The 13,464-nt window shown below is 68.2% G+C and carries 14 protein-coding genes; 10 read left to right on the top strand and 4 right to left on the bottom strand.

Features of this window, described 5'->3' with window-relative positions; all coding sequences use genetic code 11:
* Positions 1-20: 20 nt before the first annotated feature.
* The 4 genes from CAL15_RS22800 to CAL15_RS22785 are packed head-to-tail and all read left to right on the top strand — an operon-like array spanning position 21 to position 4,125.
* Positions 21-986: a tripartite tricarboxylate transporter substrate binding protein gene (locus CAL15_RS22800; RefSeq protein WP_086080589.1), complete on the top strand. Its 966-nt coding sequence runs from the start codon at positions 21-23 to the stop codon at positions 984-986.
* A gap of 57 nt (positions 987-1,043) precedes the next feature.
* On the top strand, positions 1,044-2,504 hold the full coding sequence (gene leuC, locus CAL15_RS22795; RefSeq protein ID WP_086080588.1) for a 3-isopropylmalate dehydratase large subunit: 1,461 nt from the start codon (positions 1,044-1,046) through the stop codon (positions 2,502-2,504).
* Positions 2,501-3,178 carry a 3-isopropylmalate dehydratase small subunit gene (gene leuD, locus CAL15_RS22790; protein WP_086080587.1) on the top strand — a complete coding sequence of 226 codons (678 nt, stop codon included), beginning with the start codon at positions 2,501-2,503 and terminating at the stop codon, positions 3,176-3,178. Before leuC ends, leuD begins: the two co-directional genes overlap by 4 nt.
* A gap of 50 nt (positions 3,179-3,228) precedes the next feature.
* The gene (locus CAL15_RS22785) at positions 3,229-4,125 is read left to right on the top strand and encodes an alpha/beta fold hydrolase (protein ID WP_086080586.1); all 897 of its coding nucleotides are present in this window, start codon (positions 3,229-3,231) and stop codon (positions 4,123-4,125) included.
* Positions 4,126-4,155: 30 nt separating this feature from the next.
* Here the strand turns inward: CAL15_RS22785 and CAL15_RS22780 are convergent, their stop codons facing one another.
* From CAL15_RS22780 to CAL15_RS22770, 3 genes are read right to left on the bottom strand one after another with little or no spacing between them, the layout of a single operon-like run.
* The gene (locus tag CAL15_RS22780; RefSeq protein ID WP_086080585.1) at positions 4,156-5,148 is read right to left on the bottom strand and encodes a Bug family tripartite tricarboxylate transporter substrate binding protein; all 993 of its coding nucleotides are present in this window, start codon (positions 5,146-5,148) and stop codon (positions 4,156-4,158) included.
* Between the two features lie 45 nt (positions 5,149-5,193).
* On the bottom strand, positions 5,194-6,150 hold the full coding sequence (locus tag CAL15_RS22775) for a 2-hydroxyacid dehydrogenase (protein WP_086080584.1): 957 nt from the start codon (positions 6,148-6,150) through the stop codon (positions 5,194-5,196).
* A 12-nt stretch (positions 6,151-6,162) separates the two neighbouring features.
* On the bottom strand, positions 6,163-7,365 hold the full coding sequence (locus CAL15_RS22770) for a mandelate racemase/muconate lactonizing enzyme family protein (protein ID WP_086080583.1): 1,203 nt from the start codon (positions 7,363-7,365) through the stop codon (positions 6,163-6,165).
* Positions 7,366-7,550: 185 nt separating this feature from the next.
* On the opposite strand from CAL15_RS22770, the gene CAL15_RS22765 reads away from it, so the two are divergent.
* The 6 genes from CAL15_RS22765 (at position 7,551) to metF (ending at position 12,828) form a co-directional block, all read left to right on the top strand.
* A complete protein-coding gene (locus CAL15_RS22765) occupies positions 7,551-8,285 on the top strand; it encodes a FadR/GntR family transcriptional regulator (RefSeq protein WP_086080582.1) in 735 nt (244 codons plus the stop codon).
* Between the two features lie 118 nt (positions 8,286-8,403).
* Complete coding sequence (locus CAL15_RS22760; RefSeq protein WP_086080581.1) at positions 8,404-8,619, top strand: DUF1289 domain-containing protein; 216 nt, start codon at positions 8,404-8,406, stop codon at positions 8,617-8,619.
* An 87-nt stretch (positions 8,620-8,706) separates the two neighbouring features.
* Positions 8,707-9,747, top strand: coding sequence for a glycosyltransferase family 4 protein (locus tag CAL15_RS22755; RefSeq protein WP_086080580.1), 1,041 nt, complete (start codon positions 8,707-8,709; stop codon positions 9,745-9,747).
* 403 nt (positions 9,748-10,150) lie between these two features.
* Positions 10,151-11,563: an adenosylhomocysteinase gene (gene ahcY, locus CAL15_RS22750; protein ID WP_086080579.1), complete on the top strand. Its 1,413-nt coding sequence runs from the start codon at positions 10,151-10,153 to the stop codon at positions 11,561-11,563.
* An 81-nt stretch (positions 11,564-11,644) separates the two neighbouring features.
* Positions 11,645-11,980 carry a phage holin family protein gene (locus CAL15_RS22745; protein ID WP_086080578.1) on the top strand — a complete coding sequence of 112 codons (336 nt, stop codon included), beginning with the start codon at positions 11,645-11,647 and terminating at the stop codon, positions 11,978-11,980.
* The gene (gene metF / locus CAL15_RS22740; protein WP_086080577.1) at positions 11,980-12,828 is read left to right on the top strand and encodes a methylenetetrahydrofolate reductase [NAD(P)H]; all 849 of its coding nucleotides are present in this window, start codon (positions 11,980-11,982) and stop codon (positions 12,826-12,828) included. Before CAL15_RS22745 ends, metF begins: the two co-directional genes overlap by 1 nt.
* Positions 12,829-13,025: 197 nt before the next feature.
* Here the strand turns inward: metF and CAL15_RS22735 are convergent, their stop codons facing one another.
* Positions 13,026-13,286, bottom strand: coding sequence for an AbrB/MazE/SpoVT family DNA-binding domain-containing protein (locus tag CAL15_RS22735; protein ID WP_157666718.1), 261 nt, complete (start codon positions 13,284-13,286; stop codon positions 13,026-13,028).
* Between the last annotated feature and the right edge of the window lie 178 nt (positions 13,287-13,464).

Below are 13,464 nucleotides of genomic sequence, written 5' to 3'. Positions count from 1 at the left end.
CTCGGGGTGTGCGGCGCGCCATGCTGGCGGCCGGCTGTGCGTCCGCGGCGCTGCTCATCGCCGCGCCCGGTTCCGCCGTGGCGCAGGCTTTCCCGCAGCGGCCCATTACCCTGGTCGCGCCGTTCGCGCCCGGCGGCAGCGTGGACATCACCGCGCGGCTCATCTCTGATGCCTGGGGCAAGGCCCTGGGCCAGACCGTGGTGGTGGAGAACCGCGCCGGCGCGTCGGGAAATATCGGCATGGCCGCCGTGGCGCGCGCCCAGCCCGACGGCTACACGCTGGCCATCAACACCATGTCGCTGGCGATCAATCCGTCGCTGTTCAAGGACATGCCGTTCGACACGCTGAAGGACCTGCGTTCGGTCGGCACGGTGGCGACGTCGCAGCACGTGCTGACGGTGACCAACAGCCTGCCCGTGAACAACGTGGCGGAGCTGCTGGCGTACGTGCGCGCGCGGCCCGCCAATGAGTTGAGCTTCGGCTCTGCGGGCACGGGCAGCACCTTCCACATGGCGGCCGAACTGTTCAAGACCGTGTCGAAGACACAGATCATGCACGTGCCCTACAAGGGCGGCGGGCCGGCCATGCTGGACACCATCAGCGGCCAGGTGCAGATGAGCTTTCCGGTGCTGTCGGCCGCCAAGCCGCAGGTCGACGGCGGCAAGCTGAAGGCGCTGGGCGTGACGGGCAAGACCCGTTCGCCGCTGCTGCCCGAGGTGCCCACCATCGCGGAGTCGGGCCTGCCCGGCTACGAGTTCAACACCTGGTTCGTGGTCAGCGCGCCGGCCGGCACGCCTCCCGCGGTGCTGGACACCCTGAACGCCAAGCTGGCCCAGGCGCTGCGCACGCCCGAGATGGCCCAGCGGCTGCAGCGAGAAGGTTTCGAGGCATGGATCTCCACGCCCTCGCAAACGGACGAGATGGTGGCGCGCGAAATGACGCGCTGGGCCGGCGTCATCAAGGACGCCGGCATCACGCCCAACTGAAGGCATTGCCCGCCAGGCCGCCGCGGTGGCCTGGCGAGCGACATCGAAGGAACGACCATGCCCGGCATGACCCTGTACGACAAACTGGTGGCCAGCCATACGGTGGCGCGGCTTGATCCCGAGCACGTGCTGCTGTACGTCGACCTGCACATCATGAACGAGTACACCAGCCCGCAGGCCTTCAGCGGCCTGGCCTCTCGCGGCCGGCGTACGCTGCGGCCCGGCCAGCAGATGGCCGTGGTGGACCACATCATCCCCACGCACCCGGTGCCGGCCGCGCGGCGCACCATACAGGATCCCGCCTCGGCCCTGCAGGCCGCGAACCTGGGGCGCAACTGCCGCGAACACGGCGTGACGCTGTTCGACACCACCGATCCGCTGCAGGGCATCGAGCACGTGGTGGCGCCCGAGCACGGCATGATCCGCCCCGGCATGGTGGTGCTGTGCGGCGACAGCCACACCACCACCTATGGCGCGCTGGGCGCGCTGGGATTCGGCATCGGCACCTCCGAGGTCGAACACATCCTGGCCACGCAGACGCTGGTGTATCGCGTGGCGCGCAATCTGCGCATCCGTGTCGAGGGGCAACTGGGGCAAGGCGTTTCGGCCAAGGACCTCGTGATCCATGTCGTGCACCGGATCGGCGCGCAGGGCGCGCGCGGTCACGCAGTGGAATACTGCGGGACGGCCATCGATGTCCTGTCGGCCGAGGCGCGCATGACCCTGTGCAACATGACCGTGGAGGCGGGCGCCCGGGCCGCGCTGATCGCGCCCGACGCCGTCACGGTCGACTACGTCTGTGCCCGGGCGCCCGACCTGCAGGGCGAGGCGGGCGAACAGGCGCGCGCCTACTGGCTCGGCCTGCGTTCCGACGCGGACGCGCGCTTCGCCATCGAGCACCGCATCGACGCAGCGGCCATCGCGCCGTATGTCACGTGGGGCACCAGTCCCGACCAGGCCATGCCGGTGGATGGATGCGTGCCCGATCCCGAGCAGGCCGAGGACGAGCTGGCGCGCATCGCGCTGCGCAAGGCGGTGGACTACATCGGGCTTGCGCCCGGCACGCCCATCGCCGGCGTTCCCGTGGACCGCGTCTTCATCGGTTCGTGCACCAACGGCCGCATAGAAGACCTGCGCGCGGTGGCCGAAGTGGTACGAGGCCGCAAGGTGGCGGCGGGCGTGCGGGCCATGGTGGTGCCGGGCTCGGGCGCGGTGCGGCGGCAGGCCGAGGAAGAGGGCATTGCCGCGCTGCTGTCCCAGGCCGGCTTCGAATGGCGCCAGCCGGGCTGCTCGATGTGCCTGGCCATGAACGACGACATGCTCAGCCCGGGCGAACGCTGCGCCTCGACCACCAACCGCAACTTCGAGGGCCGGCAGGGACGCGCCGGACGCACCCACCTGATGAGCCCGGCCATGGCGGCCGCCGCCGCGCTGACCGGACGGATCGTCGACGTGAGGACACTGCAGTCGCCGGGCGGGCCCGCCCGCGGCGCGCAACCTGAAGAGGTACGCCCATGAACCAGGCACGCATCGAGGCCGTGGCCGCGCCGCTGCCCTACAGCAATCTGGACACCGACCAGATCATGCCCAAGCAGTTCCTGCGCATCATCGACAAGGCCGGCCTGGACCGCGGTCTGCTGTACGACCTGCGCTTCGACGAGACCGGCGCGCCGCGTCCGGACTTCGTGCTGAACCAGCCGGCCTGGCGCGACGTGGCCATTCTGGTGGCCGGGCCCAACTTCGGCTGCGGATCGAGCCGAGAACACGCGGTGTGGGGCTTGCAGCAGTTCGGCATCCGGGCCATCATCGCGTCGAGCTATGGCGAGATCTTCTATTTCAACGCCTTGAACAACGGCCTGCTGCTGATCACGCTCGAGCCCGCGGAGGTGGACGCGCTGTTGCGGCAGGTGGGCGACCCGGCCAGCAACCGTATCGCCATCGACGTCGCGGACTGCACGGTGCATGGCGCCGACGGGTGGCGGGCCGCCTTCACGCTGCCCGAACGCCATCGACGCATGTTTGCCGAGGGGCAGGACATGGTGGGCGCGACGCTGGCGCGGCTGGCCGACGTCGAGGCGTTCGAGGCCGAGCACTGGGCTCGTCATCCCTGGATGAAGAACGTGGCGGCACGCATGCGCAGCCGGCTGGACGGCGCGGCAAGCGCGCCGCCGGTCAGGGACGCCGCTTCCTGAGCACACGGACCCGCTGCGGGCCAACGGCGCGCAGCACGGAGAATCCCCAGATGACCACGCTTTTCGATCTACCCCTGCAACGTATCCGGGCCAATGGCATCGAGCTGGCCGCGCGCATCGGCGGCGAGGGACCGCCCATGCTGCTGCTGCATGGCCATCCGCAGACGCACGTCATCTGGCATCGCATGTGGCCCGAACTGACGCGGCACCGCACCTGCGTGGCGGTGGACCTGCGCGGCTACGGCGACAGCGACAAGCCGGCCGCGGAACCCGGCCATGGCTCCTATTCCAAGCGCGAAATGGCGCGCGACATGGCCGAGCTGATGCAGGGCCTGGGTCACGAGCGATACGACGTGCTGGCCCACGATCGCGGCGCGCGTGTGGCGCATCGCCTGGCGCTGGACCACGCGGACAGCGTCAACCGCATGATGCTGCTGGACATCGCGCCCACGCTGGACATGTACGAGGGCACCACGCGCGCCTTCGCGCAGGCGTACTACCACTGGTTCTGGCTGATCCAGCCGGCGCCGCTGCCCGAGACGATGATCGAGCATGACGGGCCTTCCTATGTGCGCTTGCTGATGGGCAACCGGCCCGGCGGGCTGGCGCACTTCTCGCCCGAGGCCCTGGCCGAGTACGAGCGCTGCGCGCGGCTGCCAGGCTGGGCCACCGGCGTCTGCGAGGATTACCGCGCTTCCGCCACCATCGACCTTGAGCATGACCGCGCGGGCCGGGATGCCGGCGAACGCGTGACGGCGCCGCTGCGCGTGCTGTGGGGCGAGCGCGGCGCGGTGGGCAAGAACTTCGACGTGCTCGGCCTGTGGGCCGCGGTGGCCGGCGAGGTGTCGGGTCGTGCGCTGCCGGCGGCGCACTACCTGCCCGAGGAAGCCTTCGGCGAGGTGTTGGCCGAGGCGGCCGATTTCTTCGGGTGGCAGCTGGGCGCGTGAGGGCGCTCGCCGGTCCCGCAGATCGCGTCGCTATTGCAGCGAGATCCCCGCATCGCGCACCACGCTGCCCCAGCGGTTAGTCTGCTCGCGCATCCACTGGCCCAATTCGGCGGGCGTCCTGCGCACGGGTTCGGAGCCCAGGTCGGTCAGCTGCTTGCCGACCTCGGGGCGGCCCAGCACGGTGGCCACGTCGCGGTTGATCTTCTCGATCAGCGCGGCGGGCGTGCCGCCGGTGGTCATCAGGCCTTGCCACGAACCCGATTCGAATCCGGGCACGGTCTCGCCCACGGTTGGCGTGTCCGGGATCTGGCCGAAGCGTTGCGTGCTGTTCACCGCCAGCAGCTTGATCTTGCCCGCCTTCACCAGGGGATAGGTCGCCAGGAAGCTGTTCATGGTGGCGTCGATCTGCCCGCCCGTCAGGTCGGACAGCACCTGCGCACCGCCCTTGTAGCCGATGTAGTTCCAGGTGAAGCCCATCTTCTTTGCCAGCTCGATGCCCGCCAGATGCGTGATGGCGCCAGTGGTCTCGCCATAGTTGAGCCTGTTCGGATGCGCCTTCGCGTAAGCGGCCAGCTCGTGCACATTGGACACAGGCAGGTCGCTGCGCACCACCAGGATGTGCGGCGAGTAGGCAACGAAGGACACGGGCGCCAGGTCTTTCGCGGGGTCGTAGCCCAGTTTGGGATACAAGGCGGGCGAGATCGCCAGGCTGCTCAGGTCCATCAACAGCAGCGTGTAGCCGTCCGCTTCGGACCGGGCCACCAGGGCGGCGCCGATGTTGCCGTTGGCGCCCGGGCGGTTCTCGACCACCACGGGCTGGCCCCACAGGGTGCCGAGTTCCTTGCCCAGCAGGCGCGCCAGCACGTCGGAGGCGCCGCCCGCGGGGTTGGGTACGATGATGCGTACAGGCTTGTCGGGCCAGTCCGCCGCGGCGGACGCCGTGGCGCAGGCCAGTGTCAGTGCCGCGGCGGCCAGGGCCTGCAGTGTCTTGCGGCGCCCGGCGCCGAAGGTGAGGGTGGGCATTGTCGTCGTCTCCGTGTTTTTTATGAATAGTCCGTCGCCCGCTGCCTATCGTCCAGCGCGCACGACGTTCTCCAGGGGCGCGCCGGACTGCAGCCGGCGGATGTTGTCAGCCATGAAGCGGTAGCGGCGATCCAGCAGGCCGGGCGTCATGGCCGAGACATGGGGCGTGCCTCGCACGTTCGGCAGGCTGTACAAGGGCAGCCGCGAAGGCGGTGTGGGCGCGCCTCCAGCGGCGGGGTACTGGTACCAGACGTCCAGCGCGGCCCGGCCCAGCCGGCCCTCGGCCAGCGCGTCGTATAGCGCCCGTTCGTCCACCACCTCGGCGCGAGCCACGTTCACCAACAGTGCCTGCGGCGGCAGCAGACCCAGCGCCTCGCGCCCGATCAGTCCGCGCGTGGCATCGGTCAGCGGGCAGCACAGCACCAGGACGTCGGCCTCGGGCAGCACCTGGTGCAGCGTGTCGACGGCGGCGTAGCGCACGTCCTCGTCGGGTGCGCCATGGCCGCTGCGCGTGACGGCCACCACGCTCATGTCCAGTGCGCGAGCGCGCCGCGCGACTTCGCGGCCGATGTGGCCGTAGCCGAGGATGACCAGCGTGCGGCCCGCGGCCTCGCCATGGATGGCACGCTGCGCGTAGGCGCGCGGCCAGGCGTCTTCGTCCAGCACCGCGGGATAGCGCCAGGGCGTCAGCGCGTGTTCCAGGATCGCGTGGATGACGAACTCGGCGATGGGCACTTCGTGGCCGTGCACGTTGCAGACCCAGCAGCCGGACGGCAGCGCCGCCAGCGCCACCTGCTCGGTGCCGGCGCCCGGCACCTGCAGCAGCCGGCCGCGCAGGCGTTCGGCCTCTTGCGCGGTGATCCTGTTGGCGATGACCACGTCCGCGGTGATGTCGCCCGTGGCGGAAAAGCCGGCCAGACCGCGAACCCGGTAGTCGTCGCCCAGCAGGGCCTGCAGTCTGGGGGCGTGTTCGGCGTGCAGGCCGACGATGTCGATATGCATGCGGGCTCCGTCTCAGGTGTTGCGGCTTTCGCGCACGGTGGTGTCGGAAGCCTGGCGCAAGGCCGCAGACAGCGCCGTGCCCAGGCCATGCGCGCCGGGCGGTTGGGCCATGCCGTCGACCACCACGGGCAGCTCGGTGACAAGGTCGCGATACCAGGTGGCCAGCGAGGCGCGCACCACTTCCTGGTAGATGGCCGTGGGCGCGTGCAGCGCCATGTGCAGGCCCGCCATCAGCGTGACGGGACCGGTGCAGTCGTGCGGCGCCAGGGGCTTGTTGTAGGCCTGCGCGAAAGCCGCGATCTTGCGGCCTTCCGTGATCCCGCCGCACCAGGCCAGGTCCAGCATCACCACGTCCAGTGCGTCGGCCGCCAGCAGGTCGCGGAACTGGCGCACGCCACCCAGGGTCTCGCTGCCGCAGATGGGCGTACGCGTCTGCCGCCGCAGGTCCGCCAGGCCCTGCGCATCGTCCATTTTCGACAAGGGGTCTTCGGCCCAGAACACGCCATGGTCTTCCAGGGCGCGGCAGATGCGCAGCGCCGCGTGGCTGCCCCACAGGCTGTGCAGTTCGCACATGACTTCGATGTCGTCGCCCACGGCGGCGCGGATCTTGCGAAAGGGCTCCAGCCCGGCCTTCAGGTCTGCCAGCCCGATGGTATGGCCGCCGGTGGCGGGCGCGTAGATGTCGAAGGGCCAGATCTTCATGGCGCGATAGCCTTCGGCCAGCAGGCTTTCGGCCAGCGCGCCTGCATCGCGCATGAAGGCGACCTGGTCGTCGTACGGGCCCGCGCTTCGATCAGCGTTGCCGATGTCGCGGCGCACGCCGGTGGTGTTGTAGGCATAGCCCGCGCAGGTGTTGTAGACCGGCACCGCGGCCCGCGCCCCGCCTCCCAGCGCCACGTATAGGGGAACCTGCTGGCGTTGCCCGGCCAGGTCCCACAGCGCGATGTCGATGGCGCTGGCGGCGCGTACCTCGGCGCTGGAGCCGCTGAAGCCGACATAAGGGGTAAGCAGGTGGCGCGAGATGCCTTCGATGTGCACGGCGTCGCGACCCAGCAGCCAGGGTGCGATCTCTTCGTGCAGGATGGTTTCGACCGCGGCGGCGCCGCGGAAGGTCTCGCCCAGGCCCGTCAGGCCGTCCTCGGTTTCCAGCTCGACCCAAATAAGACTGGGGCGTTGCGGGGTGCGCAGGGTGCGCACGCAGGTGATCTTGGACATCGTCGTATCGCCATGTCGAGGCGGTCCGGGGCGGCCGCCAAGTATGCCCGCATCATCCGCGTTCCTGTAAAAGTAGTCAAGATCTGAGATACAGAAAACGCGGTACGACCATAATCTGTCATACAGCATCAAAGGATGGACTGGCAACTTGCAGCGTCCCTGTCCTTTGACGCACACTCCCGCCCATGAAAACCTCCCTGGCCGACCGGTTGCTTAGCGACAAGGTCTATGAAGACCTCCTGGCGCTGCTGGGCACCGACGAATTTGCCGCGGGCTCGCGCCTGCCCGGAGAAAACACGCTGGCCGGGCGTTTCGCGGTGTCGCGTCCGGTGCTCCGGCAGGCGTTGGCGCGGCTGCGCGCCGAGGGGCGCATCCAGTCCCGCAAGGGCTCCGGGCATTTCGTCGGGGCGCCCCGGCCGCAAGAAAGCCTGGTCAGTTTCGGTCGGCTGTCCAGCATTCCGGACGTGCGCAGTTTTCTCGAATTCCGGTGCAGCGTGGAAGGCGAGATCGCGTCCCGCGCCGCCGTCCACCACACCGCCGACGACCTCGCTCGCATACGCGGCCGGCGCGTAGCGTTCGAGCAGGCGCTCCAGTCGGGCGCGTCGGGCATCGACGAGGACATCGATTTCCACCTGGCGATCGCGCGGGCATGCGGCAATCGCTTTTTCGAGATGACCATGCAGGCCCTGGTGGCACAGACCCGGTTCAGCATCGAACTGGTGCGCAGCCTGTCAGACAGCCCCACGCCCCAGCGATACGCGGAGGTCTGCCGTGAGCACGCCGCCATCGAGGCCGCCATCGCGTCGCGCGATGCGCAGGCCGCGCGCGACGCGATGGTGGCGCATCTGCATGGCGGTATTTCACGTCTGTTCGGGCTGGCGCCGGGTGCGCCGCCCGCGCCGGAGCAGGCGGTGGACTGACGACCCGACACTCTGATGGACGGCCTTCGAGGCGGCCGTGATTCGCCCGGGGGCATACACATGCGCCGCGCAGGGACTATGGAAACCGGCCTGCTCGGCAGTGCTAAGCTAGCCGCTTATGCCTGACGTTCTGCCTTCTTCCGACACCGCCGAACGGACGCTGTCTCCCTCCGACTCCCCCTGCGTGGCCGTCTGCTCGACCCTGTTCGACGAGGTCTGCCGCGGTTGTGGCCGTACGGCCATGGAAGTGGCCAACTGGGTGTTCCTGGGCGAGGACGAGAAGCGCGCCGTCTGGACGCGCATCCGTGCGCAAGGCTATCCCCGCCGGCGCTAGACGCGGCCGCCTCGCGCGCGGATCTTGTCTTGGACATGTCACGTAACGCGTGCTTAATGCCGGCATTGTCATTGCCGAGGCCCTGCCATGCAGATCGTACTCGTCACGGACGCCTGGCGTCCTCAGGTGAACGGCGTGGTCCGCACGTGGACCACGATGCTGCAGATCCTGCGTGAATGGGGCCACGAGGTCATCGTGGTCAGTCCCGAAGGCGGACGCACCATACCCGCGCCTTCCGAACCCGAACTGCGCCTGTGCCTGCAGCCTGGCCGCCAGTTGCGCCGCCTGTTGGGCGATGTGGTCCCCGATGTGCTGCACATCGCCACCGAAGGACCGCTGGGCCTGGCCGCCCGCCGCATGGCGCTGCGCCGCGGCTGGCGCTTCACCACCGGGTTCCACACGATGTTTCCCGACTATCTGCAGGCGCGCATGGGCATACCCGCGTCCCTGCCGTGGCGCTTCATGCGCTGGTTCCACCGACCCTCGCAGCGCGTGCTGGTGCCCACCCCCACCGTGCGCGACATCGTGGCCAGCCAGGGCCTGGTGAACCTGCAGGTGTGGTCTCGCGGGGTGGACGGGCAGAAGTTCCAGCCCGGCCCGCGCGATTTCCTCGATCCGCTGCCGCGGCCGATTTTTGTCAGCGTGGGCCGCGTCGCGCGCGAGAAGAACCTGGACGCCTTCCTGAGCCTGGACCTGCCCGGCAGCAAGGTGGTGGTGGGCACGGGCCCCGACGAGGCGCGCCTGCGCCGCAAATATCCGAACGCGCATTTCGTGGGTTCGCAGCCCGATGACATGCTGCCCAAGTACTACTCGGCGGCCGACGTCTTCGTCTTCCCCAGCCTGACCGACACCTTCGGCCTGGTGATGCTCGAGGCCATGGCCTGCGGCGCGCCCGTGGCGGCATTCCGCAGCGAGGCGCCGATCGCTGTGGTGCGCCAGGGCCTGACCGGCTTCCTGGACGACGACCTGGCGCGCGCCTGCCGCGGCGCGCTGGAACTTGACCGGAATGCCGTGCGGGAACATGCGTTGACGCGCACCTGGGACGCCATCGCCAGGGACCTGCTGGCGGCTTTCGTGCCACTGACTCCCGATACCGTTTTCTCGGATACCCGTACTCAAGGGGCCTGATTCAGCGGTTTGCCGGCGCCGCCGCGCCGTTTACAATACGCCCCATCCCTGAGGAGCGCTGCGACGACTCCGGCAGCGGCCGCCCGGCCGCGCACGGTTCGCCAGGCTCAGGAATGCGAGTGTGCTGTTCTTCGCATCGCGCCGGCATCGATCGCCGGCGTGTCGAGAAACAGCACATTGTCTCGGGTGCCGCCACGCGCGGCGCCGCAGTAACGGCGCTCACCTCCGTCGCATCGGACGGCAAGGTGGGCGCCCGTCGATCCCGTGGTGTTCCGCTCGTCCGACCGGTTGCGCGCCGTTGGTTTTGCCGCCGGGCCGCCCCAAGGCAAAAAGCTTCCCCTCGGGAGCAGCAAGCCGAAGGCGCGGCGTGGGGGCCTTAATTCCTTTCCGGAGCTTGAACACCATGAACGCCATTACCGAAAAACCCGTCGACGCCATCGTCGCCGACATGTCGCTGGCCGGCTGGGGCCGCCGCGAGCTGGCCATCGCCGAAACCGAAATGCCCGGCCTGATGGCCATCCGCGAAGAATTCGCCGCCAGCCAGCCGCTGAAGGGCGCGCGCATCGCGGGCAGCCTGCACATGACCATCCAGACCGGCGTGCTGATCGAGACGCTGGTGGCCCTGGGCGCCGAAGTGCGCTGGGCCTCGTGCAACATCTTCTCGACGCAGGACCACGCCGCCGCCGCCATCGCCGCCACCGGCACGCCGGTGTTCGCCATCAAGGGCGAGACCCTCGAAGAGTACTGGCAGTACACCCACAAGATCTTCGAATGGCCCGGCGAGCAGGCCAACATGATCCTGGACGACGGTGGCGACGCCACCCTGCTGCTGCACCTGGGTGCGAAGGCCGAGAAGGACATCTCGGTGCTCGCCAAGCCGGGCAGCGAAGAAGAGCGCGTGCTGTTCGCCGCCATCAAGGAAACGCTGAAGCGCGATCCCAAGTGGTACTCGACCCGCCTCGGGCAGATCAAGGGCGTAACCGAAGAAACCACTACCGGCGTGCATCGCCTGTACCAGATGTCGCAGAAGGGCGAGCTGGCCTTCGCCGCCATCAACGTCAACGACTCGGTTACCAAGTCCAAGTTCGACAACCTGTATGGCTGCCGCGAATCGCTGGTCGACGGCATCAAGCGCGCCACCGACGTGATGGTGGCCGGCAAGATCGCCGTGGTGGCCGGCTACGGCGACGTGGGCAAGGGCTGCGCGCAGGCGCTGGCCGCGCTGCGCGCCCAGGTGTGGGTCACCGAGATCGATCCCATCTGCGCGCTGCAGGCCGCCATGGAAGGCTACAAGGTCGTCACGATGGACGAGGCGGCCGCGCATGCCGACATCTTCGTCACCGCCACGGGCAACTACAACGTCATCACGCGCGCCCACATGGACGCGATGAAAGACCAGGCCATCGTGTGCAACATCGGCCACTTCGACAACGAGATCGACGTGGCGGGCATCGAAGATCTGCAGTGGGAAGAGATCAAGCCGCAGGTCGATCACGTGATCTTCCCTGACGGCAAGCGCATCATCCTGCTGGCCAAGGGCCGCCTGGTGAACCTGGGCTGCGCCACCGGCCACCCGTCGTTCGTGATGTCGTCGTCGTTCGCCAACCAGACGATCGCGCAGATCGAACTGTTCACGCGCAACGACGCCTACAACAAGGGCACGGTGTACGTGCTGCCCAAGCACCTGGACGAGAAGGTGGCTCGCCTGCACCTGAAGAAGCTCGGCGCCAAGCTCACCACGCTCAGCCAGCAGCAGGCCGACTACATCGGCGTGTCGGTAGAAGGTCCTTTCAAGTCCAACCACTACCGTTACTGATCGCGGTCGTACCTGTAGCAAAATAGGGGGCCATGCCCGCACCGCCCGGCGCGGGCTGTCTTCCTGACAGGAGCTTGCCTCATGACCTGGTTGTTGATCTGGATCCTGAATGCCGTCGCGCTGCTGGCGGTGGCCTACCTGCTGCCCGGCATCACCGTCGCGAGCTTCGGCTCGGCGCTGATCGCGGCTCTCGTGCTGGGCCTGCTCAACGCCCTGGTCAAGCCTGTCCTGGTGCTGCTGACGCTGCCGCTTACCATCGTCACGCTCGGCCTGTTCTATCTCGTCCTCAACGTCCTGCTGTTCTGGTTCGCGGGCTCGGTCCTGCGCGGCTTCCAGGTGGACGGTTTCTGGTGGGCGGTGGTGGGCGTGATTCTCTACAGCCTGATTTCCGGACTGCTGTCCGGCCTGGTTTCCTGATGACCGACAACACTACCCCGGCGCTCAGCCTCGAGTTTTTTCCGCCGCGCGACATCGCGGCGCAAGAGCGCCTGGTGCGCGCCGCCAAGCAGATGCTGGCCATCCAGCCGCGCTACGTCAGCGTCACGTTCGGCGCTGGCGGGTCCACCCGCGCCGGCACCGCCGACACGGTGCGCACGCTGCGCAACCTGGGCTGCGACGCGGCTCCGCACCTGTCGTGCGTGGGCGCCACGCGCCAGCAGCTGCGCGACATCCTGCACGCGTACCGCGAAGAGGGCGTGCGCCGGGTGGTGGCGCTGCGCGGCGACTTGCCGTCGGGCATGGGCGGCGATGCCGGCGAACTTCGCTACGCACGAGATCTGGTCGCCTTCATCCGCGAGGAAACCGGCGACTGGTTCCACATCGAGGTGGCGGCCTATCCCGAGATGCATCCGCAGTCGGGCAGCCCCAGCGCCGACTTGCAGCATTTCGCCGACAAGGTGGCAGCGGGCGCGGATGCGGCCATCACCCAGTATTTCTTCAATGCCGACTCGTACTTCGACTTCGTCGATCGCGCGCGGGCCAAGGGCGTCACGGTGCCCATCGTGCCGGGCATCATGCCCATCACCAACCACAGCCAGCTGCTGCGTTTCTCCGAGATGTGCGGCGCCGAAGTGCCGCGCTGGATACGCCTGCGGCTGGCCGAGTATGGCGACGACAAGGCCTCGATCCGCGCCTTCGGCCTGGACGTGGTCACGCGCCTGTGCGAGACCCTGCTCGACGGCGGCGCGCCGGGCCTGCACTTCTACACGCTGAACTCGGCCGAGGCGCCGATGGGAATCTGGAAGTCGCTGGCTTCCAGGCTCTGAGGCCTGCGATGGCGTAGTTCGAAAAGTGCCCGTGATGGGCACTTTTTTATGCGCGTCGGATCAGGAAAAGAACTTCCGAATCTGCGCCAGGATGGTGTCTAGGGTGTGCGGGTCCACGGTGTCGACCAACGCGCCGAGGCAGGTTTTGTCGATGGAGCGGACTTGTGCGAGAAGGGCGTAACCGTTTCGGCCAGCGGTCAGAGTGGGGATCCGCAATGCGCCAGCAGAGGATCGACAGCGGAGTCGGCGATCATCTTGTCAGCAGCCGTGCCAAATCCGAAGGGATCATCGATGCGCATGGCGGGTTTCAGGCGAAGTTCATCGCCGACTTTCTCGGCCAGGATGCCGCGGGAGAAGTCGAGGCCGGCCAGCAGCGCCTTGGGCAGGACCACGCCCTGGGAATTTCCGATACGTCGTAGTGTGAGCACGGTGGTGGATGGCGGAGTTGCACGAGTCATTACGGCCTTCCTTTTTACCGACGGAAAGACTGGCGGAGCGGCTTCACCGCCCACCATCGGACTGAAGCCGATGTCGGCGGTGGCGACTGTGCACAAGCTGCTCGAGGCCAGTAGTTATAACCGTAATAACTACTCCTCCGGACGCGTGTCAACGATATTCCACGGTTCACCCAACCCG

It is taken from the genome of Bordetella genomosp. 13 (genome assembly GCF_002119665.1).
GTDB lineage: Bacteria > Pseudomonadota > Gammaproteobacteria > Burkholderiales > Burkholderiaceae_B > Bordetella.
Note: the sequence above shows the minus strand (reverse complement) of the source record. Positions and strands in the feature narration are given on the sequence as shown.